Genomic DNA, 23,387 nt, shown 5'->3' on the forward strand with positions numbered 1-23,387 from the left:
CAGAGAGTCGGAGGAAACGGCGGCGTCCAGCTGGCGGCTGGACCGGGCGGCAATGGCAATGGGGGTGGAAATCAGGGGAACAACGGGAACTCGAACCCGGGAAGCGGGAACGGTAACCAGGGCAACGGGGGCGGAAATCAGGGCAACAACGGCAACCCGAACCCGGGTAACGGAAATGGTAACCAGGGTAACGGCGGCGGGAATCAGGGGAACAACGAGAACTCGAACCCGGGAAGCGGGAACGGCAACCAGGGCAACGGGGGCGGAAATCAGGGCAACAACGGCAACCCGAACCCGGGAAGCGGGAACGGCAACCAGGGCAAGGGCGATGGGAATCAGGGCAACTATGTGAACCCCAACCTAGGCAACGGAACCGAGCCCGAAGCGGCGGCCGAAGAGCCCGACCCCAGCGGCCAGGCCCCCGCTGCGCCGTCTCCGCCTGCCCCCGAAGCACCCGGACCGTCCGTACCTGCTCCGGCCACACCACCCGGTGAAGGTGGGGCGCCACACGCTCCAGTGGCCCAAAGCAGTGACGCGCCGGTACCCTCGCACGACGTCACACCCACCAGCGCCACGGACGCCCTCCCCGCGCCGAATCTCCTGTCGGTAATCGGCGGACTCCTCGCGCTAGGAATAGCCGGCGGAGGATCGGCCGCGCTGAGCTTTCAGAGCGCGGCACAGACGCAGGCCCGTGTCACCGCGGCGCGAGCCGAGTTCTTCGGCCCACGTCCGTAACCCACCCGCCGAACACAGGCCTGCGTCCTGTCGCGCGCAGCCGCGATGCCGACCAATGTGGGTGACGCGCTGAACGATCGCTGAATCCCACTGCAGCCTGCAACATTTCGGCGCTCGATGACGATGCGATGCTCATGCAACCGATGACACGTCGCGACGAGCAACAGCAGACCTCCGGCTTCGGGGAATTCACCGTGGTGGATGTCGAGACCTCAGGACTCCAGCCGCGGCGACACCGGGTGCTGTCGGTTGCCGCACTCACGTTGGACAGCACGGGGCAGGTGACACGTGAGTTCCACACCCTGGTGGATCCCGGGTGCGACCCGGGTCCAGTGCATCCACGGTCTCACCGCCGAGGTGCTGCGCGGCTCACCGCGATTCGCGCAGGTGCACGAGCAACTGTCGTCGATGCTGGACGGCCGGGTCCTGGTGGCGCACAACGCACTGTTCGACTTCGGCTTTCTCGCGACGGAGTTCCAGCGGGCCGGCGGGATACTCCCGGTTCAGCGGCGACTGTGCACGCTGGCGTTCGCCCGTCGGCTCGGACTGCCGACTCCGGACTACAAGCTGGGTACGTTGGCCGACTACTACGGTGTGCCGCAGCAGAAGGCGCACGACGCTCTGGACGACACCCGCGTCCTCGCGAACGTGCTGCGCGCGCTGGTGGCCGATGCGGCCCGCCTTGGCATCGCCCCGCCCCTGCTGACGTGCACGCCGGACACAGACAGCCCGGCGCAGACTGCGTGGGTGACCGAGCGCCGCGGCCCGAAGCAGTCGTGCGTGTACGCCTACCCGGGGCGCTGGGAGCCGGATGGGCCACTGCGCCAGGGCATGAAAGCAGCGTTCACCGGGGAAACCCGAGTCCAGCGCGAGGAGTTGGTGGCGCGGGCTGAAGCCGCCGGGCTCGACGTGACGAGCATGGTCAGCGGCCGGACGAGTGTTCTGGTCACCAACGCGCCCGATTGCGGAACAAGCAAGGCGATCAGGGCGATCCAGCACGCGACGCCTACCGTCGACGAAACCCGTTTCGTCGAGCTCCTCGCAACAACCGAGCCGGGAATGCCCCGGGAGGGCCAGCGCACCAAGGTGCCCCCGCGCCGTCGAATTCCCAGGCCCGCGGGCAGGCTGGTGGGACGCAGGGTCTTGGTCCTCGGCGGCACCCATGACGAGGCCGCCACGAGCAGAACCCGGATTGTGGAGCTCGGCGGATCGGCGGCGGTGAATCTGTCCGCCTCGGTGACGGATCTGCTGCTTCTCGCGGGCGGTGACACCGATCGCCGAGTGCGGAAGGCAACCGAGCTGGGGCTACCTGTCCACGGAGCCGAACTGTTGGAGCCGACGGCGCCGACAGCTCCCGAATCTGCGCCGGGCAGAGTGGAGCCGTCAGCTTCCGAACCGACCGTGCTGGCGCGGGGCCAGGTGGTAGATCTGCCGATGGAGGCGGAATCGTGGACCGTGCGCGCCACGTGGAACCAGCTCGGTCACGCGGCCGTCGACCTGGTCGCCTTTCTGGTCGACAGTGCCGAGAAGGTCGCTGCCTCCGGCGATTTCGTGTTCTACAACCAGCCGGAAGCCGGTGGGACCCGGCTCTCCGAGGAGGGCCCCACCGAGCAGTCCATCACGATCTCCCTCGATGACCTTCCCGAACACTGCACCCGCGTCGTCTTCGCGGCCGCCATCGACGCTCCCGGCGTCACCTTCGGCGACGTCGGGGCGATCGAAGTCGACGTCGCTCCGGGCCTCGAATCGGGCGCCGTGATCCGAGCGACCCTCGACGCAGCCACCGTCGAACGAACCCTATTGCTCGCTGAGCTGTACCTGCGCGGCGAGACCTGGCGCCTGCGCGCCGTCGGTCAGGGCTACGAATTCGACCTCGCCGCACTGGCACGGCAGCACGGGGTGGAGGTCGAATAGCGCATTCGTCGGCGCTCAGGCGCCGAAACGTTCGGCGACCATTTCCTCGGTGAGTCCGTAGTCGGCGAGCGAGTAGTGGTGGGTGGGTTTGCGGTCGCCGGTGCGGCTCTCGTTGTCGAGGGCGGTGATGGCGGTGCGGGCCTCGTCGGTGAAATCGGCCCCGATCCGGGTGTAGATGCGTTCTACGACACCGAAGGGGTCGGCGCGCAGGTCGTCGAACTCGACGTCGATGAAGGTGGCGTCGGTGTGGCGGGCGCGGGCGGCGGTGAACTCGGCGAGGCCGCGCGCCCACAGGTCGAGCTGGGTGCGGCCGATGGTCTCACCGGTGAAAGTGGTCGACCAGCCGCGGGTGGCGTGCTCGTTGAGGCTGCATACCGACGGGATGATGGTGGCGGGGTCGCGGTGGGTCTGGATGACGACGGCGTCCGGGTAGACGGCGAGCAGGGCGTCCAGACAGAACAGGTGGCTGGGGTTCTTGAGCACCCAGCGGCGGGTGTCGTTCATGCCGATCAGTTGCAGGTTGCGACGGTGCCGCGCGTAGGCGGGCGTCCAGTCCTGGCCGGCCAGCCACTGCGAGTAGCCCGGTACGTAGGCGAGGCATTCGTAGGAGTGCGACATGCCCGACTGCCGCAGCAGCTGCCAGCATTCCTCGACATCGGAGGCGCTCATGTAGTGCAGACCCATGAATTCGGGGTTCTGCACCTGATGTTGCCGCAGTCCCGCGTCGATCTGCTGGTAGGCCGGATTGCTGTCCCAGGTCTCGCGCGGCGGGCGCGGCTGCGGGAAGTCGGTCAGCCACATCTCCAGTCCCTGGTTGGCCGGATCGGCCGCCAGCAGACGGTGGAGGGCGGTGGTCCCGGTCCGGGGGAGGCCGGTGACGAAAATCGGCCGGGTGACCGGTGTGTCGACATAGCCGGGATTGGCCGCCCACGCGGCTTCGCTCAGCGCGCGGGCAACGAGCGTGCCGCGCAAAAAGAATCGCGACATCTTGCTGCCGAGCTCGGTGAGCCCGGCCTCGTCGCGATACGAGTCGAGCAGCACCTGCAACGCCTCGGTGTAGTCGTCGGTCCCGAAATCGGTGAGACCGGTGAGTTTGGTGGCTGAGGCGTGCAGATCGGCCACGGTGCCGACATCGGTGCGCACGGTCATCGAAGGAAACTCCTTGCTCAGTTGTGGTATTCGCCGCAGTTGACGTCGAGGGTCTGGCCGGTGATCGCCGACGACCAGTCGGACGCGAGAAACACCACGGCACGGGCGATCTCGTCGGGTTCGGGCAACCGCTTCAGGTCGGACTTCGAGGCGGTCTGCTCGTAGACCTGCTCGACGGTGATGCCGTATTTCTCGGCGACCTGACCGAAGTACCACTTCAGCTGGTCGGTCCAGATGTAGCCGGGCAGCACGCTGTTGACCCGCACGCCCTTGCCGCCGAGCTCGGTGGCCAAGGTCTGCGACATGGCCAGCAGCGCGGCCTTGGTGAGCTTGTAACTGCCGTACCGCGGTTCGGAGTGCCGCACGACCATCGAATTGATCATCACCACCGCGCCTTTGGCTTCGGCGAGGGCGGGCGTGAACGCCTGGGTCATCCGCAGGCCACCCAGCACCGTCATGTCGAGGCTCGAGCGAATGTGATCGAAGTCGGTGCGGTCCAGCGGCTTCATCGACGGCACTGAGAAGGCGTTGTTCACCAGCGCGTCGACCCGCCCGAACGTGTCGACGGTCTTCGCCACCAGATTCTGGACCGCTGCCTCGTCGGTGATGTCGGTGGGCACGGTCAGCGTGGCGCCACCGGCGGCCTCGATCTCGGCGGCCACCTCGAGCAGCCGTGATTCGGTCCGCGCCGCCAGCACGACCGTGGCGCCCGCAGCCGCGGCTTCCAGGCAGATCGACCGGCCGAGCCCGGGGCCGACCCCGGACACGACGATGACCTTTCCATCCAACAATGCTCCGCTCATCCCAGCATCCTTTCGGCGAAAGCCCGTTGCCGGGCGGCGATCCGGTCACGCCAGCCGACGGCGTCGATCCGGTTGTCTTCGATATGGGGGAGGTGTTGTGCGACCTCGGCGACCGGTACGAGGGTGACTGTCGGGCCGTCGGCCTCGGTCATCGGCCGGTCGGTGCGCTGCCACCGGAACTGCAGGATGCCGCGTGTGCGGCCGGTGGTCTCGATCCAGTTCGCGATGCCGGGATCCTGCTTGCTCACCACCATCCGGATCATTCCGTCCGGATCCACCTGCGCCTGCGCATGATTGAGGCTGGTCTGGTGGTTGACGTAGTCGAGCGAGATGTACCAGAGGCTGCCCAGCTGGAAACCCTGATACGGCGCATCCGATTTCGGGACCGTGATCACCAGCGCCTGATCGTCTGCGAGATCGAAATGGCCCACCGAGGAATACTGGGTGCTCAGTCCGCCGGGGGTGAGTCGCGGCGCGGTGAGGGTGTTCACCGGCAGATCCAGATAGAACCACTTCGGGAAGTTGAACCAGGTGTGCACCCGCGTGAGCAGCATCTTCGCGGCGGCGCCGTAGCGTTTGCGCATGCGCGCCAGATCCGGCTCGACCGGTGCGGTGCCGATGGTGTCTACCCGCTCGATGCGGATCGAGCCCTTGCGCTCGGTCCAATCGCCGTAGACCTCGCGCACCGCCAGCATCGACGCGCCCTCACCGAGCGCGAAGTAGCCGGCGCCCGCGTCCGGCTTGGCGGGGCCGAACCGGATCGAGAAGCTGCCGTCGTCGGCGATCGGGATCCGCCGATCGTCGAAGGCGTCCTCGCCGCCGGGCACGTCGGTCGCGGTGTAATCGCCCTTGAGTACCTGGAAACTGAGGTCGACGGTGCTGCCGCGCACGCCGCTCACCACGTATTCGGCGTCGGGCTCGATATTCGCGTGATAGTAGAGCGTGTCCGGATTGTCCAGGCCCATCTTGGCGTACGGCCCGGTCGAGGACACGAAGTACGGATGGCTGGTCCCGTGCGCGCCCGACAGGCGCAGGCAGGCGGCGACGCTCGCGGCGAGGTAGTCGTAGCCCTCGGCGAGGTCGGCCTCGCTGCGCACGAATTCGGCGCCGGCGATGAGCTTTTCGGCCTGAGCCACCGCGGCGGTGAACGGCGCGGTGAGTGGCTCCGGTGGCGCGGTGCTACCGGCTTCGGTGGCGGTGCTGGAGTGGGTCAACGGTCTGCGATTCCTAGCTCTCGGAGGATATGGGCGGCGATCTCGGCGGGGGAGCCGAGATCGGGGGTGATGACGAGATCAGCGTTCTCGGGTCGTTCGTACGGCGAGCTGATGCCGGTGAAACCGGGCAGCTCACCGGCCCGGGCCTTGGCGTAGAGCCCCTTGGGGTCACGCCGTTCGCATTCCGGCAGCGGCGTGTCGACGAAGACCTCGTGGAACGGCAGTGTGCGCTCGGTGTGCGCGGTGCGCGCGCGGGCACGCTGCTGGGCGAACGGGCTGATCACCGACACGATGGCGATCGCGCCCGAATCGGCGAACAATGCCGCGACTTCGGCGACCCGGCGCACGTTCTCGTCCCGGTCGGCAGGGGAGAAGCCGAGACCGGCGTTGAGGCCGTGCCGCAGATTGTCGCCGTCGAGCAGATAGGCGGCGCGTCCCGCCGCGACCAGCTGACGTTCCACCTCGACCGCGATCGTCGACTTCCCCGAGCCCGACAGGCCGGTCAGCCAGATCGTGGCGCCGGAGTGCGTGCGATCGTCGCGGGTCACCGCCGAGCGGTGCCAGACCACCGTCGCCGGTGCGGCGTGCGCCCCGGTGTCGCGTCCGGTGACCATGCCCGCGGCGACGGTCTGATCGGTCACCGGGTCGATCAGGATGAAACTGCCGGTGCGCCGGTTTTCCCGGTACGGATCGAACAGCAGCGGTTGCCTGCTGCGCAGCCGGACCCGGGCGATGTCGTTGAGCGACAACGCTTCCACGTCCTCGACCCGATGCAAGGTGTTGACGTCGAGCTGGTACTCGATGGCGGTGACTTCTGCCGGTGAGGTCTGTGCCGCGGTGCGCACCAGATACCGTGCGCCCTCGCGCAACTGCGTGGTCTCGGAGAACCAGCACACCATCGCGTCCAGATCGGCGCCCTGTTGCGGGCGATTACCCGGCCTGGCCAGCAGATCGCCACGGCCGATGTCGATCTCGTCGTCGAGCGTCAGCGAGATCGCCATTCCGGTGAACGCCTCGTCGACCTTGGTGCCGCCCGGCCCCCAGATTTCGCATACGCGCGAGGAATGCCCGGCGGGCAGCACCACCACCTCGTCACCCGGTTTGAAGATGCCGCCGGCGACGGTGCCCGCGTAGCTGCGGTGATCGAGCCCCTGCTGGGCCCGGATGACGTACTGGATCGGCAACCGCGCATCGATGAGATTGCGGTCCGAGGCGATGTGCACGTCCTCGAGATGGCGCAGCAACGGTGGTCCGGGATACCAGGCCATATTCTCGGATCCCTCGACGACGTTATCGCCGAGCAGGGCCGAGACGGGCACGAAACTCAGGTCACCGACCGTCAGCTTCGCGGCGAAGGCGGCGAATTCGGTGCGGATCTCCTCGAACCGCTCCTGCGACCAGCCGACCAGATCCATCTTGTTCACGCACACCACCAGGTGCGGCACGCCGAGCAGGGTGGCGAGGAAGGCGTGTCTGCGGGTCTGCTCGGACACCCCGGTGCGGGCGTCGACCAGGATCAGCGCGAGGTCGGCGGTGGACGCACCGGTGACCATATTGCGGGTGTACTGCACATGGCCCGGGGTGTCGGCGATGACGAACTTGCGCCGCGGTGTCGTCACATAGCGGTAGGCGACGTCGATGGTGATGCCCTGTTCGCGCTCGGCGCGCAGCCCGTCGGTGACGAGGGCGAGATCGGCCGAGTCGCCACCCCGTTCGGTGCTCACCCGCTCGATCGCGGCCAGCTGGTCGTCGAACAGCGACTTGGAGTCGTAGAGCAGCCTGCCGATGAGCGTCGACTTGCCGTCGTCGACGCTGCCCGCGGTCGCCAGGCGTAACAGGTTGCGGCTCATCAGAAGTAACCCTCTCGCTTGCGGTCTTCCATGCCGGTCTCGGAGATCCGGTCGTCGGCGCGGGTGGCGCCGCGCTCGGTCAACCGGGTGGCGGCGGTCTCGGCGATCACCGTCGCGGCGGTGTCCGCGTCGCTCTCGACACACCCGGTGCAGGTGGCGTCGCCGACGGTGCGGAAACGCACGGTCGCCTCGAACGTGTGCTCACCCGGTTGCGGGGTGATGAACCGGCCCGCCGACAACAGCATGCCGTCGCGTTCGACGACCTGGCGCCGATGCGCGTAGTAGAGCGTCGGCAGCTCGACCGCCTCGCGGTCGATGTACTCCCAGATGTCGAGCTCGGTCCAGTTCGACAGCGGGAACACGCGGATGTGCTCGCCCTGCTGATGCCGCCCGTTGTAGAGGTTCCACACCTCGGGCCGCTGCGCACGCGGATCCCACTCGCCGAAACGGTTGCGGAAGCTGAACACCCGCTCCTTGGCCCGCGCCTTCTCCTCGTCGCGGCGCGCGCCACCGAACACGGCGTCGAAACGGTGCTCACCGATCGCCCGCAGCAAGGTGGTGGTCTGCAACGGATTACGGGTGCCGCCGGGGCGCTCCACCGAGCGGCCCGCGTCGATGTCGTCCTGGACCCGCGCGACCAGCAGCCGCGCGCCGGTGCGGTCGGCGGTCCGGTCGCGGAACTCGATCACCTCGTCGAAATTGTGTCCGGTGTCCACGTGCAGCAGCGGAAACGGCAGCGGTGCGGGCCAGAAAGCCCGTCGCGCCAGGTGCAACAGCACCGCCGAATCCTTGCCACCGGAAAACAACAGCACCGGCCGCTCGAACGTGGCCGCCACCTCCCGGAAGATGTGCACCGACTCGGCCTCCAAGGCCGCCAGGTGCGACAACTCGTACCCCGTCTGCACTGTTCACCTACTTCGTTCCGCTGCTCCGTCGGCGCAACATCTGCTGCCGGGTTGCAATGTCGAATATTCGACGCTATTGTTCGATATTGTGACACCGACGATAAGCCGGGCCGAGCGCGCCGGTCAAGAGGTGATCGCTGATTCGGGTAGCGAAGCCGACTCCACCGGCGCCGCATCGCCGCCGACGCAACGGGTCGTGAAGGTGCTCGAGCTGCTCTCGCGGCACCCGACCGACCGGCTGTCACTCGCCCGGATCGTTCGCGAAGCGGGACTGTCCAGGGCCACCGCGCACGCAGTGCTCACGCAGCTCACCGCGGACGGCTGGACCGTGCGCGACGACGACGGCTGCTACGGCATCGGTCTGCGCCTGCTGACCGTCGCCCGCCGGGCCGAAGCGGCCTTCCCCCTGCGCCGCACCGCGGCGCCCCACCTGCGTGCCCTGTTCGAGCGCACCGGTGATCCGGTCTTTCTCGCCGAACGCGACGGTGACAGCATCGTGGTCACCGAGGTCGTCGGAAACCCGTCCGCGAGCTGGATCCGTCCAGGCCGCAGGCTCCCGCTCGCGCCACCCGTCTGCCGCGAGTTCGTCGCCTGGGCGCCGGAACCGGCCCGGCAGGCGTGGCTCGCGACCGCCGATCCAGCCCACCACGATCGGCTGGCCCGCGTCCTCGCCGAGATCCGTGTCCGCGGCTACTCGGTGGAACGCCTCGTCGACGATTCGACACCGATGCTGGAAGTGCTGGCGGGACTGCGGGATTCGCCGATCACCGCCGCGCTGCGCGCACAACTGGGCTCGGTCATCACCGAACTGATCACCATCGACTACCTGCCCGACGAACTCGGACCCGAGAACGCCGTCGTCACCCTCGCCGCGCCGGTCCGCGATGCGAGCGGCGCGGTGGTGGCCGCGGTCGTGAGCTGCCCCGACACCCGCTTGTCCGCGGCGGCGCTGAGTGAGCTCGGTTCCGCGACCGTCGCTGCCGCCGATCGGATCAGCGCGCACTAGCCGACCGGACCGCGGCGCCCGGCGGGGACGGTTCGCCATTACGCTGACGGGTGAACCTGGCCTGACCCGCAGGACGGTCGCGGAGGCAGGTGGCGAGGGAGGACTCGACGTGGCAAACGACAGCGATCGCTGGTGGGAGGCACCGGGGATGTCGGGGGAGTCCCCGCAGACCGGAGCGGAGCCCTATTCCCAGCCCGCCATCCCGCAGCAGCCGGGCGGATATCCGCCGCCGCAGTACGGTGCGCCGCAGCCCGGGTACGGGCAACCGCCGTACGGTCAGCAGCCGTATACGCCGCAGCAGTATGGTCAGCAGCCGTATGGTCAGCAACCCTATGCGCAACAGCCGTACGGGTATGCGCCACAACCGAATCCGGGACCGCCGCGCCGCGGCAACGGCGCCGGTGTGATCATCGCAGTGGTCGCCGTGGTCGCGTTGATCGCTGTCGTCGGGATCGCCGCCGTCGTGATCGGCACCAGTAGCTCCGACGAGACCTCCGCCTCGGCGACCTCGACCACCGCGCCGACGGTGAAAGCGGGACCGTTGTCCGGCACGACCACCGCACCCGCGACGCCGGGTGCGAAAGGCGTGCTCGTCGCCTCCTACCGTGTCGCCTACGACGTGCCGTCCGCATGGTCGGTCTCCGCCGAGTACGACACCATGTCCTTCACCACGGCGATCGGCTCGATGAACGGCCGCGGCCAGGCGACCGAGGGCGAGAGCTACTGCCCCGGATCGGCCTACCGCGCCATGGCGGGCGTCACCACGACCACCGAATCCGATCCGGCCGCCGCCGCCAAAGCCGTCGCGAAAATCGCTGCGGCAGGCGGATACTCGGACCCGACCGGCGGGAAGTTGACCTCACCGACCGCGCTCACGACCCAGAGCGGCGTCACCGGCCAGTTCGTCGAGAGCGCAGGCCCCTGGAAGCCCGCGGTCGCAGGCTGCACTGCCGACGCCTACTCGGTGTACACCTTCGCCTTCAAGAACGCCGCCGACACCTTGCTGGTGCTGACCCTCCTCGTCGACCGCAATGCCACCGGCGAACTCACCGCCGACCAGGCAAAGAAGATCATCACCAGCTTGCGCCTGGTCTGAGCAGCGATCAGGACTGTTTCGGCAGCGCGGCCAGATAGTCGGTGAAATCGGTGGCCGGATGGCCGGTGCGGGACGGCACCGCGTCGGAAACCTGGGCGGGGTCGCCGTGGATGATCGCGGTGTAGGTGTGAACGTGCAGTCCGCGGGGCGTGCGCTGCGGGTCGGGCTCGCAGGTGGTGGAATCTGCGGGTGCGTGTATCGAGCGGGATTGCCGCCATCTCTGCGGCCCTGATCATGACCCTGCCCGCGGTCGTCGCGGGACCAGCCACCGGCGCTGTGCGCGACACGGCGTGTGGTTCGACGCTGTCGTCTGGCGATATCGCCGACATCGTACGGCTGTCGGATACTTCGACGATCGCCAGCGCCGACAGCCTCGCGCGACTCGAGGAGGCGGTGGACCGTCACCACCGGATCACCGAGATCCTCGTCGCCCACCGGGATCTGCGCGGTCTGTTCACCATTGGTCTCGACGGCGTCGAGTACGCGGCCGTCATGCCGCTACAGCGTGATCCCGCCGCGTTCGCGCACCGCGAATACGCGCACGCGGTCAGCACGGAACTCCTGCGCCGTTTCCTGGACAACCTGCACGCCGAATTCACCGGCGGCGTCACCGAACCCCACTGGGCCCACTACTTCGCCCTCGCCCAGGACTGCGGCGTGTCCAGAGCCCGCACCGCCATGGCAGGCTACAACGCCCACCTCACCGTCGACCTGACGTATTCGGTAGCGGCAGTGGGCAGTCGACCCGAAAATGCCCCGGACTACTTCAAGATCGTCGCCGGCATCGCCGCCGTCGGCGACGTGATCATCGACCGCACCAAAGCGGTCTACGGCGCCGACCTCGGCCCACTGTGGCGGTTCTACTTCGTCGGCGAGGGACTCGACGAGCTGTTCGGCGCGGGCGTCGCCACCGAGCAGATGCTCATCGCCGCCGACCTGGGCGCCAATACCGTCATCTTCACCAATGGCCTTGCCCTGCAGGACCCCGCCCTCGCGCCTGCCGTGCGCGCGGAGGTCACCGCCCTGTGGCAGGCGGCCGACCTGGCCTTCGACGCACTGGCACGGATCAACGCCCTCTGACGTGCGTCCGGCAACAGCCGCTCAGCACACGACATTCGGGTAGCCTGATGCTGGGCCCCGATCACCGTCGCCAGAAGAAGTGATGCACGACCCCGCTCGGGCTCGGGATCTGCTCCAGATGAAAACGGTCGACGAGTTCCTCGGGACTCGCCCACAACCTTTCGCCGCGACCGAGTTCGACCGGCGCAACGGCGATATGCATCGTGTCGATCAGATCGGCGTCGAGGAACTGCCGAACCGTGGCGACACCGCCGCCGATTCGCACGTCCTTGCCCTCGGCGGCATCGAATGCCTGCGCCAGCGCGTCCTTCGGAGCCGCATCGAGGAAATGGAACGTGGTGTCCGCCAGTGTGAATGAGGGCCGCAGGTGGTGGGTGAGGACGAACACCGGCGTGTGGAACGGGGGTTCGTCCCCCCACCATCCTTGCCAGTCGTGGTTCTCCCATGGGCCTCGCTGTGGACCGAATTTGTTGCGCCCCATGATCTCGGCGCCGATGTTGTTGGTGTAGTCGCGAACGATGTAGTCGTCGAGGCCGTAGGTCCCCCCGGGGTCGGTCCGGGTGGGCCAGTGCGCGGTGGCACCCGCCCAGAACATGAAATCGCCCGGATCGGCGTGGCCGAAGGGGCGCTCGAGGCTTTGCCCCTCCCCGGCACCGTATCCATCGCTGGAAACGGCGAAGTTGTGAACGCGGACCAATGCTGTCATCGGAACCCCTTCTGGTTGCAAAGTGCAATCGGTTAACAACCTACCTAGACTGATCCCATGGCGCAACCAGTTGCTCACGACAAACTCCCGGTGCCCCCGGGCAAGTCGGGCTGCCCGATCAACATGACGATCGAGCTACTCGGAGATCGATGGAGTCTGATCGTCCTGCGCGACATCATGTTCGGCGGCAACACCCACTTTCGCGAACTGCTCGCCGCCTCCATCGAGGGCATTGCGTCGAACATCCTGGCCAACCGCCTGGCGAAACTGGTCGCCGCGGGCCTACTCACCCGAGACGACGACCCGAGCCACCGTCAGAAGGTCGAATACCATCTCACCGAGGCGTCGATCCAGCTCGTCCCGGTGATGGCCCAACTGGGCGCATGGGGCGCATCCTGGCTGGATACGGCGCCGGAACTGACTGTGCGCGCCGAACTACTCGCCACCGGCGGCCCACCGCTGTGGGCGCGATTCATGGCCGAACTCCGCGCGACCCACCTGGCCGGAACGCCGACACCTGCCGATGGCGTGCTTGCGGAACTGACCGCCGCCTATCACGAAGCAGTTGCAGGGAATGGGCACGAAACAGCTGGATAAACCGCGTGCCGCCGTTGACCGAGTGGCAGCCCGATGCTGCCAGCAATAACCGCGCAGCGCAACGGCATTCGGATAGCTGCTCGGTGACAAATCGTTGGCCGCGAAGGCCGCTCGATCGTCATGATGGCCGGTATGAGCCTGACGTCATACTGGCCCCTGGCCGGATTACAGGTGCGGACACCCCGACTGGAACTGAGAATGCCAGGTCCGGAGGACATGGGTGCACTTGCCGGGCTGGCCGCTGACGGAGTGCACGATCCGGTGGTGCAACCGTTCACCGCGGAGTGGACAGACGCGGAACCGGATGTCCGCGCACAGCGGGTACTGCAGTGGCACTGGCGATGCTGGGCCGAGTGGCAGCCCGATGCGTGGAGCCTCAACTTCGTCGTGCTCCGAGACGGAATGGTGGTCGGTACGCAGTCGCTCGCAGCGAAGAGCTTCGCGGTCTGCTCCGAGGTGAACACCGGATCCTGGCTCGGCCGGACCCACCACGGCCAAGGGATCGGAACGGAGATGCGGGCCGCGGTTCTGGAGTTGGCCTTCGCCCGGCTCGGGGCGAATTCGGCGGTCTCCGGTGCGTTCGAGGACAACCTGGGCTCCCGCGGAGTCTCCCGCAAACTCGGGTACGAGCCCGACGGTATCGAAGTGCACGCGGTGCGTGGCAAGCCGGCGGTGCTGCAACGATTGCGGCTGACGCGCACCCGATGGGAAGCCCATCGGAGCGTGCCCGTGGCAGTGACCGGGCTGGCGGAGTGCCTGCCGCTCTTCGGCATCCGAACAAATCCGTAACAGCCTGATCTCCTGGCCGGGTCTCGAGGTTCACGCTGCGTCGATATTTAGCGTCGAGGTGCCGGACAGGCCGGCCGAGTTTCAACAGGAGGTATGGGCGACGCTGACCCCGGCCGATCTGGCGTTCGCCGATCGCGGGCGCGGTCGGGGTTCAGTACGGCGCCGACAGCTTCGACCATCAGATCGGTGGTGCGCTGGAGAGCAGTGGTCAAGGGTTCGGCGGATTCGGTTGCGGCCCAGTGGTCGATGCCGGCGAGATACCCCCAGGTCGCCTGCGCGGCGTAGCGGATGGTCAGGTCGTTCTCGTCGCGTCCGAGCCGAAAGATGAGGATCGAAGCGGCGACCGCGGGGATGGACTGGACCGACACGATCCAGTCCACCACCAACGGTGACTGCTGGCACGCACCGACGCGCTGAGGGTTCAGGGCGACCAGGGCCCGCGGCCCGGTCACCCGCTACCCGAGCCACTGCGGAAGTTGTCTATCCGGTGTGGACGTGAGTGCTGGGCCCGGCGTCGACCAGGTTGGTGACGGTGGCCCACTTGTCGAGTTCGGCGAGGCGTGCGGTGAGCGCGGTGCGCATACTGTCGGCGCCGGCGATGCCCAGGGCGAGGCGGCGGGGTGGGTTGTCATCGGCCACGGCCGTGCGGATGCCGGCGGCCACGCGATCGACGCCGGAGAACGCCGATGCAGGCAGCGCTTGGATCGCCTGCTGTACGGCGCGCACCGTCTGGTCGTAGTCGGCGTGGGTTGCTGTAGCCGTGTCGAGGTTGGACAGGAAAGGTGTTGCGGTGAGGCCGGGCTCGACGAGAGTCAGGTGGATCCCGAGTGGCGCCACTTCGGCTGCGAGCGCGTCGGAGAGTCCTTCGACGGCATACTTGGTGGCTGCGAGCAGCCCGACGCCGGGATCTGCGGTCTGGCCGTAGTAGGACGAGCCCTGCAGGATGTGCCCGGACCGCTGGCCCCGTAGCACCGGCAGTGTCGCGCGCAGCACGTTGAGTACGCCGAAGACGTTGGTGTCGAAGATTGCCCGTGCCTGCTCGTCGGCTGCTTCCTCGACTGCCCCGAAGAGTCCGTAGCCGGCAAGGTTGGCGACGATGTCGATGCGGCCGAAGCGAGCCACGCTCTGCTCGACCGCCTTCGCGACGGCTGCCTCGTCGCGCACGTCTGCCTCGACCGCGAGCAGTCGGTCGTTTTCTCCCAGGTCACCGAGAGTTTCGGTGCGTCGAGCCACAGCGACCACAGCTTCTCCGGCCTTCAGTGCCTGAACTGCGAGCTCGCGTCCGATGCCCGAGGAGGCGCCGGTGATGAACCAGATCGGGGGGGTGTTTCCTGCATTCGTCATGTTGCGAGCGTAATCGGTTAGCTCACAACATTTCAAGTTCTTTGCGCGGAAATGTTGTGATCAACCGGGTTAGCCGCGTGTGTTGTTGGTATCGTGGAGGGGTGGAGGCGACGCAGGAGGCACCGAAGTGGAGCGACGATGCGGCTGCTCTGGTGTTGCAGTTCGTCAACACCAGAGCCGACGGCGCGGGGCGCGTCGAGGTCTTCGACACAGCTTCGGGATTCGCGGACTGGGCGATCGAGCAGGGCCTGCTCGCCGCCGCCATCGTGGTGACCGACTCCGACGCGGCGGCCGCGCGTGAGCTGCGCGACGCACTGGTCACGGTGCTGCTGACACACGCGGGTGATCCAGATATCGATGACGCCCTGGTCGCCGAGGCGGAACGGTATCTGCTGCAGGCCGGTGTTCGCTATCCGCTCACAACGGTCGTCACCGCGGAAACGGCGCAGCTCCTCGCCGGATCGACCGGTGTCCCCGGCGCTTTGGGGGCCGTTCTGGCCGCGGTGACCGAGACGGCGCAGCGCGGCGACTGGATGCGGATCAAGGCATGCTGCAATCCGCCGTGCCACTTCGGCTTCATCGATCGCACCCGCAACCGGGCCGCGCGCTACTGCAGCCCCGGATGCGGATCGCAGGTGTCGATGCGCGCTCTTCGGCAGCGCCGCAAGCAAGCCGGCTCCTGAACAACTCTGTCCACCAGCACGTCGACCGCTGGGGCAATTCGGCGATCCCAACCGAGCCGATAGCCACCCCTTCGAGAACGAGAACGGCCCCGGATCACGGTGCGAAACCGTTGTCCGGGGCCGAATTTCGGGGCGGGGGTCAGCCCGCGGTCTGCTCCTTGCTGCGGATCTCCACGATCGGCAGCACCAGTGCGGCGGGGGCACCCGCGGGCACGGCGGGCTGCTGCGGGGCGACCGGTTCGATCCGGGTGTAACCGGCGCTCTGCTCGGGGCGGGTGTCGACCTCGCCCTTGTTCGGCCAGTAGGCGGCCGCGCGCTCGGCCTGGGCGGTGATGGTCAGTGACGGGTTCACGCCCAGGTTCGCCGAGACGGCGGCACCATCGACGACACTCAGTGTGGGGTAACCGAATACGCGGTGGTAGGCGTCGATCACGCCGTGTTCACGGTCGGCGCCGATGGCGGCACCGCCGAGGAAGTGCGCGGTCAGCGGGACATTGAACACCTCACCCCAGGTGCCGCCCGCGACGCCGCCGATCTTCTCCGCGACCCGGCGGGTGACATCGTTGCCCGCCGGAATCCAGGTCGGATTCGGTTCGCCGTGGCCCTGCTTGGAGGTGAGCTTGCGCCCGCCGAAGAGGCCGCGCTTGGTGTAGGTGGTGATCGAGTTGTCCAGGTGCTGCATCACCAGCGAGATGATGGTGCGCTCGCTCCAGTTCTTCACGCTCAGGAACCGCACCAGCAACAGCGGATGCATCAGCGCGACGCCGAGGAAGCGCAGCCAGCGCGGGATCTTGCCGCCACCGTCGACCATGAGGGTCTGCAGCAGGCCCATCGAGTTGGAGCCCTTGCCGTAGCGGACCGGCTCCACGTGGGTGTCGGGGGTGGGGTGGATCGAGGAGGTGATCGCGACACCCTTGGTGAAGTCCTGACCGGGCGCCAGCGTCTTGGTCGCCGCGCCGACGATGGACTCGGAATTGGTGCGGGTCAGCAGGCCCAGCTTGTCCGACAGGTTCGGCAGCACACCCTGATCGCGCATCGAGTGCAGCAGCTTCTGCGTGCCGAGCGTGCCCGCGGCGAGGACGACCTGCTTGGCCGTGTAGGTCTGGGGATCCTTGCGGATCCAGGCACCGGTGCGCTCGGTCGCGACATCCCAGGTGCCGTCCGGCAGCGGGCGCAGGGCGTTGACCGTCGTCATCGGAATGATCTGTGCCCCGGCCTTTTCCGCGAGGTACAGGTAGTTCTTGACGAGGGTGTTCTTCGCGCCGAACTTGCAGCCCACCATGCAGTCACCGCACTCCACACAACCGGTGCGCTCGGGGCCGGCGCCACCGAAGTACGGGTCGGCCACGGTCTTGCCCGGCTCGCCGAAGAACACGCCGACCGGAGTCTGCACGAAGGTGTCACCGACGCCCATGTCCTCGGCGACAGCCTTGAAGATCTCGTCGGCGGGGGTCATGTGCGGGTTGCGCACCACGCCGAGCATCTTCTGGGCCCGCTCGTAGTACGGGGTGAGCTCGGCGCGCCAGTCGGTGATGTCGCGCCACTGGGCGTCCTGGAAGAACGGCTCCGGCGGGACGTAGAGGGTGTTGGCGTAGTTCAGCGAACCACCACCGACACCGGCACCGCCGAGGATCAGGACGTCGCGCAGGGGATGGATGCGCTGGATGCCGTAGCAGCCGAGCTTGGGCGCCCAGAGGAATTTGCGCAGGTCCCAGCTGGTCTTGGGCAACTCGTCGTCGGCGAATCGGCGGCCGGCCTCGAGAATGCCGACCTTGTATCCCTTCTCCACCAGGCGCAGCGCGGTGACACTGCCGCCGAAGCCGGAGCCGACGATCAAGACGTCGAAGTCGGTGGTGCGATCGGACATACGAGGGCTCCTCGAAGGGTGTCGACAGTGACGCCGGTAACGCTAACGTCGACAGCCAGAGCTGTCAAAGTTCGCGGGGATCGGGCCCTATGCTGGTCGGGTGCCTCGATACACCCGTGCGGAACTCGCTGATGTCAGCGGCGTGGCGGCGCGCACGATCCGCTACTACCACTCGCTCGGCGTGCTGCCGAAACCCGGTCGCGCGGGCAAGGAGGTCGTGTACTCCGACGCCCACCTGGACCGGCTGCGCGACATCGTCGCGATGCAGGCCCGTGGGCTGCGCCTGGACGCCATCCGCGAGGTGTTCGACGCCGAACCGGCGCCCGGCGCCGGTGACTGGCGCACGCTGTTCGATCCGCGCGCCGCGCAGACGGGAGAGCGCGCTGCCTTGGTCGACGATGACGAACTGACCGGCTTGCTCGGCGACCGCGGCACCGACGTCCTCGCCGAATTGATCGCGGCCGGCTACCTCGAGCGGCGCGACGACAGCTGGTTCGTGCCCGACCGCCCCATGCTCAAAGGCGCGCTCGTGCTCTACGACGTCGGCACCGACATCACCCTCAGTGGTGTGCTGCGCACGCTGATCCGGGAACGGATCGCCGACCTCGCCGACGACGTCGTGCGCACGGTTCGCGCCGCGGCGGGCACCGGGTACGGCGGCGAGGACGTCGGCGTCGACCTCAGCCGGTTCCGTGACCAGTTCCTGGCCATGGCCTGGGAGGTCGGCGGCGCGACGTTCGCCGCGGAGATCGAACGCGCGGCCGGTGCGGTCGACCCGGTCGACGACACGAGCGAACGCCGCCGCCTGCACGGCGCGGCCGGTGCGCGATGATCGGTCGATGAGTACCGACCGACCAGGACCGCGGGCGCTGGCTCGCGCCCAGACGATCGCCGACATCAAACGGATCGGCCGGGATCATCTCGCGTCGCAGGGCGCCGCGGCGCTGTCCTTGCGCGCTGTCGCCCGCGATCTGGGCGTCGTGTCCTCGGCGGTGTACCGGTATGTGCGCAGTCGCGACGAATTGCTGACGATGCTCGTGGTCGATGGCTACAACGCGCTCGGTGACACGGTCGACGCGGCACTGGCCGACGCGCCGGACGACCCGGCGACCCGCTTCCGGACGGTGGCGCGGACGGTGCGGGCGTGGGCGCAGGCCGAGCCCGCCTGGTACGGCTTGCTCTTCGGTACGCCCGTGCCCGGTTACGCGGCTCCCGCCGAGGACACCGAAGCGCCGGGCGTGCGGGTGATCGCGACGCTGCTGGGCATCATCGACAGCGCCTACCGCGCCGGGCAGCTCAGCGCCCCCGCTGTGGAACCGGTGATCTCGCCATCCACCACGGGCGACTTCTCCGCTATTCGTGAGCAATTCGGGCTGGCCGCCCCGGACTGGCTGATCGCCGTCGCCCTCACCGCCTGGACGACCCTGTTCGGCGCGGTGAACTTCGACGTCTTCGACATGTACGGCCGCGATACCTTCGCCGATCGTGCCGAAGTGTTCGACCTACAGGTCGAACAGTTGCTGCGGATGCTCGGCTTCGGGCAGGTTGCCGCGAACTAGCCATTGGGTCCGGAGCGTCGGACCGCCTACCGTAGACCGGTCGGTACGGTAGCGAACGAGGTGATTCCCGCGGTATGTGGGGTGAGAGATGTGTGAACGGCGATGTCCACCGGTGTCGCCAACGAACGGGAGTGCCCGAGTGAATTCTCGCGAGGAGATCTTGCGCCGAGTCCGTGACGGGCTGCTGGACCTACCCGACGACGAGCGCCGGGTGCCGATGCGCCGTACGTCGGGCCACGGTGACGACGTCGATCCGGCCGAACGGGCGGCCGTGCTCACTCGTTTCGCCGACCGGTTGCGCGAACACGGTTCCCTCGTGCGGACCGTCGACCTCGCAGGCTTGCCCGCCGCGGTCGCGGACGTGCTCTACGGCATGAGCGCGAGTTCGGTCCTGGCGGCCGTCGAGCCCGGCCCGGCCTGGCTCGATCACTGGGCGAGCGCACCGGGCCACCAGGTCGTGCACGGCGGCTCGGGCACCACCGAATCCGGTGATGCCGTGGTCCGTGACGCCGTCGCGGGCGACGCATCGACGGGTTCCCTGGCCTTGGACGTCCACGGCAGCCCCGCCGTCTCCGAGGTGGTCCCGCAAGTCTGCGTCGTCCGCGCCGACCGGGTCTTCGGCTCCCTCCCCGACGCCCTCGACCGCCTCGACCCTCGCCGTCCCCTGGTCTGGCTGGGTGGCCCCGGCGATGCCGGGCTGGCCCGGCAACTGGTTGTCCTCCTCGTCGAGTAGACCCACGTCACTGTGTCGCCTTCGCCGCCGGTTCCTGGATCGCATGATCGAACGGCTCATCACAAGTCGGCGTGGCGGGTTGTGTGGGACTGCGAGTCTCAGTTATTCTCGGGGTTACCGGTGTGACGGCGCTTACAGCGCCGCCGCCGGACGCGAACCGAGGAGGCACCGATGACGCTGACCGAATCGAGCCGTGGCGGACTCATCACCGAGGAGTACCGAGATGCGCTGGCGACCCTTTCGCAGGGGTCCGTCGACCGGCATTTCGATCCCTACCTCGACATCGACTGGGATTCGCCGGAGCTCGCCCTTGACCCGAACGATGTGCGCTGGGTGCTCTCACCCGAGGTCGATCCGCTGGGCGCGACCCAGTGGTACCGCGACCAGCCGCTCGACAAGCAGATCGCGATCGGCAAGTGGCGCACCGCCAATGTCATCAAGGTCGGCGCTGCCTTCGAGAGCATCCTGATCCGCGGAATGATGCAGTACATCATGAAGCTGCCCAACGGCTCGCCCGAGTTCCGGTACTGCTTGCACGAGATGACCGAAGAGTGCAACCACATCCAGATGTTCCAGGAACTGGTGAACCGCATCGGCATCGACGTGCCGGGCATGCGGCCGATGTTCAAGGTGCTCTCCCCGCTGATCGGTGTCGCGGGCGGCTACGCCCACACGATCCTGTTCATCGGCATCCTCGGCGGCGAGGAACCGATCGACCACTACCAGAAGGCCGTCATCCGCGAGGGCTCGTCGATGCCGCCGATGGTGTTGCGCACCATGGAGATCCACATCGCCGAGGAAGCGCGCCACATCTCCTTCGCGGGTGAATTCCTCGCCGCGCATATCGGGCGCATGGGGAAGTTCAACCGTGGCGCGTGTTCGGTGGCGTTCCCGATCGCCATGCGCTGGCTCGCCGGGGAGATCATGGCGCCGCCGCGGTCGTTCGAGCGTGAATTCGACATTCCCCACGAGGCGATCGAGCAGGCGTTCTGGAAGTCGGAGCACTCCCAGAAGATCCTGTCCGGCTACTTCGGCGACATGCGCAAACTGGCCGACGACCTCGGCCTGATGAACCCGATCGCCCGGCGGATGTGGCGGGCACTCGGCGTCGACGGACCCGTCTCGCGCTACCGCAGCGAGCCCGAACGCGGCACGCGCCGGATCGCCTGATCGTCGGCCGGTGGCGGTGGATCAGCTGCCGTCACCGGCGGCGAGCTGCGCGATGACCTCGACCAGCTGCTGGTCGGGATCGAGGGTCAGACCGTGTCTGCGGGCGACGCCGTCGACCACATGCCAGGCGTAGGAGGCGACCTCCTCGATCAGCTGCTCCCTGGTCAGCACCGGATTCGGGTCATTGGCCCAGCGGGTGACGGTCGCCTCGGTCATCGACACGATGGCGAAGGTCATCGTGTCGGCCGAACCGTCGTCGGTCACCCCGACGACACCGGCGAGACCGGTGACCAGCGCCCTGGTCGACGCCGCGATGGTTCCGATCAGCGCGCTCATCGCGTCGACATCGGGATCGGTCTCCGACGGGCCGGTGCGCAGGAACTCGTGCAGCCGCGGATGTTCCTCGATCCAGGTGACCACGGCGCCGACGGTGCGCACGAGGATTTCGTGGATGGACCCGTCGCCGATATCGAGAGCGTCCTCGATGTCGGCGACGAACCGGTCGGCGATCTCGCTCCTGATCCGGCGGTCCAGCTCGTCACGTCCGGCGAACTGCCGGTAGACCACGGATTTCGCGAGGCCCGCGTGCTCGGCGATCTGCACGATCGGGACCTCGACGCCGGCGGGCGCCTGCTCGAGCAACTCGACCGCCGACAGCACGATCCGCTCCCGGCGGCTGTCGTTGTGCGGCTGCCATCGGGCTTGTCTGCCGCTCACGGCGCTGGAGGGGCGTGACGTTGCGCTCGACACCCGCCCGAGTGTAGAGCACAATGCAGCCCTCGAAACCGCTACCGCGGGACCGACACGGGATCGGTGCAGCTCGTCGACGCGTCGACCAGTGAGCACGGGACCGGTCCGCGGGTCGGTCGATAGCCGGCGGGGACGCCGCCCAGTGCGGTGATCGCCCGGTAGGCGGCAACGGCGTCGGTCGGCTTGCGGGTGAGGGTGGGGTCGGTGAGCACATCGACGGTGTAGAGACCGAAACGTGGTGTGTAGGAACCCCATTCGTAGTTGTCGGTGAGGCTCCAGTAGTTGTAACCCATCAGCGGGATGCCGTCGGCGACGGCGCGCTGCAACCAGTAGACGGTGTCGCGCAGCGAGTCGGCGCGGGTGTATCCGTCCGTGCGCGGCAGGCCGTTCTCGGTGGGGATGCCGTTCTCGACGATGTAGAGCGGCTTGCCGGGGAAGCGGCGCGCGTAGTGGTCGAGGGCGTAGTAGATGCCCTCGGACTGCAGGGGGAGGGTCCACAGACGGTCGAAGTCGGGGACGGTGAGCTGGGTGGGGGACAGTCCGTAGTAGTAATCGATGCCGATGTAGTCCAGCCGGGCTGAGATCCGATCGAGCAGGGGGCCGCTGACCGCGTCGTCGGCGCCGGGGATGAACGCGACATTGCTGGTGACCTGGGCGCCGGGCTGCACGGCATGGATGTAGTCGTAGATGCTGTTGTGCGCCTGCGTGATCCGTTCACCCATCGTGGGCGCATCGGCCGCTTCGACACCGCCGCGGCGCAGTTCGTTGACCACATAGAACGTCGGCTCGTTGAAGGTCACCCAGAGCGGGTCGGTGCCGGCGAATCGGTCGACCACGCGCCGGGCATTCGCCAGCCAGTTCGCCACGATCTCGGGATCGCGCCAGCCGCCCCGATCGGCGGCCCAGCCCGGGTACACCCAGTGGTCGAGGGTCAGCATCGGCCGCATGCCCGCATCGGTGATCGCCCGTACGACATCGTCGTAGAAAGTGAGGGCGCTCTCGTCCCAGACGCCGGGTTGCGGCTGCACGCGGGCCCATTCGATGCCGATGCGGTACACGCGCACACCGAGATCCGCGGCGAGGGCGATGTCGGATCGGTAGCGCGTGCGGAAGTCGACCGAGTTCAGATACGGGTCGTGGGTGGCGCCCGATTCGGCGTACCGGCGCCAATTGCTGTCCGGCGCATCGCCTTCGGCTTGGAAGCCGGAAGCTGCCACACCCCAGAGGAACTCGGATCCGAGGGGAGCCAGCTGGGCCGGCGCCGGGGGGCGGGCGAGGGCGGGGGAGAGGCTGGTCGGGAGGAGCGCTGCGGCGGCCAGGGCGACCGTGGCAAGGAATCGGCGACCGCTGGGGGAGGGCATGGCAGTCACTCCTGGCATGAAGGGGGAGGGGAGTGTTTCAGTGTGCGGCATCGGGCAGGTTGATGCCGGGAATCAG

22 protein-coding genes are annotated in these 23,387 nt (G+C 67.9%); 11 read left to right on the forward strand and 11 right to left on the reverse strand.

The window, feature by feature from the left end; translation table 11 throughout:
- The first annotated feature begins 1,023 nt into the window (after positions 1-1,023).
- Complete coding sequence (locus ACFVAV_RS25365; RefSeq protein ID WP_379037737.1) at positions 1,024-2,649, forward strand: TerD family protein; 1,626 nt, start codon at positions 1,024-1,026, stop codon at positions 2,647-2,649.
- A 15-nt stretch (positions 2,650-2,664) separates the two neighbouring features.
- Here ACFVAV_RS25365 and ACFVAV_RS25370 read toward each other — a convergent pair whose 3' ends face one another.
- The 5 genes from ACFVAV_RS25370 to cysD are packed head-to-tail and all read right to left on the reverse strand — an operon-like array spanning position 2,665 to position 8,570.
- Complete coding sequence (locus ACFVAV_RS25370) at positions 2,665-3,798, reverse strand: sulfotransferase family protein (RefSeq protein WP_379037738.1); 1,134 nt, start codon at positions 3,796-3,798, stop codon at positions 2,665-2,667.
- A gap of 17 nt (positions 3,799-3,815) precedes the next feature.
- A complete protein-coding gene (locus ACFVAV_RS25375; RefSeq protein WP_379037739.1) occupies positions 3,816-4,601 on the reverse strand; it encodes an SDR family oxidoreductase in 786 nt (261 codons plus the stop codon).
- The gene (locus ACFVAV_RS25380; RefSeq protein ID WP_379037742.1) at positions 4,598-5,815 is read right to left on the reverse strand and encodes a hypothetical protein; all 1,218 of its coding nucleotides are present in this window, start codon (positions 5,813-5,815) and stop codon (positions 4,598-4,600) included. The genes ACFVAV_RS25375 and ACFVAV_RS25380 overlap by 4 nt, the downstream gene beginning before the upstream one ends.
- Entirely contained in the window at positions 5,812-7,665 is a 1,854-nt protein-coding gene (gene cysC / locus ACFVAV_RS25385; protein WP_379037744.1) for an adenylyl-sulfate kinase, read from the reverse strand. The genes ACFVAV_RS25380 and cysC overlap by 4 nt, the downstream gene beginning before the upstream one ends.
- The gene (gene cysD / locus ACFVAV_RS25390; RefSeq protein WP_379037745.1) at positions 7,665-8,570 is read right to left on the reverse strand and encodes a sulfate adenylyltransferase subunit CysD; all 906 of its coding nucleotides are present in this window, start codon (positions 8,568-8,570) and stop codon (positions 7,665-7,667) included. Before cysD ends, cysC begins: the two co-directional genes overlap by 1 nt.
- An 88-nt stretch (positions 8,571-8,658) precedes the next feature.
- On the opposite strand from cysD, the gene ACFVAV_RS25395 reads away from it, so the two are divergent.
- From ACFVAV_RS25395 to ACFVAV_RS25405, 3 genes are all read left to right on the forward strand, one after another.
- Positions 8,659-9,576, forward strand: coding sequence for an IclR family transcriptional regulator (locus tag ACFVAV_RS25395; RefSeq protein WP_379037746.1), 918 nt, complete (start codon positions 8,659-8,661; stop codon positions 9,574-9,576).
- Positions 9,577-9,685: 109 nt separating this feature from the next.
- Positions 9,686-10,672 carry a hypothetical protein gene (locus ACFVAV_RS25400; protein WP_379037748.1) on the forward strand — a complete coding sequence of 329 codons (987 nt, stop codon included), beginning with the start codon at positions 9,686-9,688 and terminating at the stop codon, positions 10,670-10,672.
- Positions 10,673-10,861: 189 nt separating this feature from the next.
- On the forward strand, positions 10,862-11,752 hold the full coding sequence (locus ACFVAV_RS25405; RefSeq protein ID WP_379037749.1) for a DUF5995 family protein: 891 nt from the start codon (positions 10,862-10,864) through the stop codon (positions 11,750-11,752).
- A gap of 61 nt (positions 11,753-11,813) precedes the next feature.
- Here ACFVAV_RS25405 and ACFVAV_RS25410 read toward each other — a convergent pair whose 3' ends face one another.
- Positions 11,814-12,458, reverse strand: a complete 645-nt coding sequence (locus ACFVAV_RS25410; protein ID WP_379037792.1) for a dihydrofolate reductase family protein — start codon at positions 12,456-12,458, stop codon at positions 11,814-11,816.
- A 57-nt stretch (positions 12,459-12,515) separates the two neighbouring features.
- Here ACFVAV_RS25410 and ACFVAV_RS25415 point away from each other — a divergent pair, with 57 nt between their 5' ends.
- Both ACFVAV_RS25415 and ACFVAV_RS25420 read left to right on the forward strand, forming a co-directional pair.
- Positions 12,516-13,055, forward strand: a complete 540-nt coding sequence (locus ACFVAV_RS25415) for a winged helix-turn-helix transcriptional regulator (protein ID WP_379037751.1) — start codon at positions 12,516-12,518, stop codon at positions 13,053-13,055.
- A 132-nt stretch (positions 13,056-13,187) separates the two neighbouring features.
- Positions 13,188-13,844, forward strand: a complete 657-nt coding sequence (locus ACFVAV_RS25420) for a GNAT family N-acetyltransferase (protein ID WP_379037752.1) — start codon at positions 13,188-13,190, stop codon at positions 13,842-13,844.
- A 47-nt stretch (positions 13,845-13,891) separates the two neighbouring features.
- On the opposite strand, the gene ACFVAV_RS25425 is transcribed toward ACFVAV_RS25420, so the two are convergent.
- Positions 13,892-14,224 carry a hypothetical protein gene (locus tag ACFVAV_RS25425; protein ID WP_379037753.1) on the reverse strand — a complete coding sequence of 111 codons (333 nt, stop codon included), beginning with the start codon at positions 14,222-14,224 and terminating at the stop codon, positions 13,892-13,894.
- A 100-nt stretch (positions 14,225-14,324) separates the two neighbouring features.
- Complete coding sequence (locus ACFVAV_RS25430) at positions 14,325-15,188, reverse strand: SDR family NAD(P)-dependent oxidoreductase (protein ID WP_379037754.1); 864 nt, start codon at positions 15,186-15,188, stop codon at positions 14,325-14,327.
- A gap of 101 nt (positions 15,189-15,289) precedes the next feature.
- Here ACFVAV_RS25430 and ACFVAV_RS25435 point away from each other — a divergent pair, with 101 nt between their 5' ends.
- Complete coding sequence (locus ACFVAV_RS25435; RefSeq protein WP_379037755.1) at positions 15,290-15,871, forward strand: CGNR zinc finger domain-containing protein; 582 nt, start codon at positions 15,290-15,292, stop codon at positions 15,869-15,871.
- Between the two features lie 139 nt (positions 15,872-16,010).
- Here the strand turns inward: ACFVAV_RS25435 and ACFVAV_RS25440 are convergent, their stop codons facing one another.
- Positions 16,011-17,738: a GMC oxidoreductase gene (locus ACFVAV_RS25440; RefSeq protein WP_379037756.1), complete on the reverse strand. Its 1,728-nt coding sequence runs from the start codon at positions 17,736-17,738 to the stop codon at positions 16,011-16,013.
- Positions 17,739-17,838: 100 nt separating this feature from the next.
- Between ACFVAV_RS25440 and ACFVAV_RS25445 the strand changes: the two genes are divergently transcribed.
- From ACFVAV_RS25445 to ACFVAV_RS25460, 4 genes are all read left to right on the forward strand, one after another.
- On the forward strand, positions 17,839-18,570 hold the full coding sequence (locus tag ACFVAV_RS25445; RefSeq protein WP_379037757.1) for a MerR family transcriptional regulator: 732 nt from the start codon (positions 17,839-17,841) through the stop codon (positions 18,568-18,570).
- Between the two features lie 7 nt (positions 18,571-18,577).
- Complete coding sequence (locus ACFVAV_RS25450; RefSeq protein WP_379037758.1) at positions 18,578-19,297, forward strand: TetR/AcrR family transcriptional regulator; 720 nt, start codon at positions 18,578-18,580, stop codon at positions 19,295-19,297.
- Positions 19,298-19,436: 139 nt separating this feature from the next.
- Positions 19,437-20,030 (forward strand): hypothetical protein, encoded by a 594-nt coding sequence (locus ACFVAV_RS25455; protein ID WP_379037760.1) that lies wholly within the window; start codon positions 19,437-19,439, stop codon positions 20,028-20,030.
- A gap of 171 nt (positions 20,031-20,201) precedes the next feature.
- Positions 20,202-21,200 (forward strand): diiron oxygenase, encoded by a 999-nt coding sequence (locus ACFVAV_RS25460; RefSeq protein WP_379037761.1) that lies wholly within the window; start codon positions 20,202-20,204, stop codon positions 21,198-21,200.
- Between the two features lie 21 nt (positions 21,201-21,221).
- On the opposite strand, the gene ACFVAV_RS25465 is transcribed toward ACFVAV_RS25460, so the two are convergent.
- Entirely contained in the window at positions 21,222-21,950 is a 729-nt protein-coding gene (locus ACFVAV_RS25465) for a TetR/AcrR family transcriptional regulator (RefSeq protein ID WP_379037762.1), read from the reverse strand.
- Positions 21,951-21,988: 38 nt separating this feature from the next.
- Positions 21,989-23,311: a family 1 glycosylhydrolase gene (locus ACFVAV_RS25470; protein ID WP_379037763.1), complete on the reverse strand. Its 1,323-nt coding sequence runs from the start codon at positions 23,309-23,311 to the stop codon at positions 21,989-21,991.
- Between the last annotated feature and the right edge of the window lie 76 nt (positions 23,312-23,387).

This window comes from Nocardia sp. NPDC057663 (assembly GCF_042799895.1).
In the GTDB taxonomy this organism is placed as follows: Bacteria; Actinomycetota; Actinomycetes; order Mycobacteriales; family Mycobacteriaceae; genus Nocardia.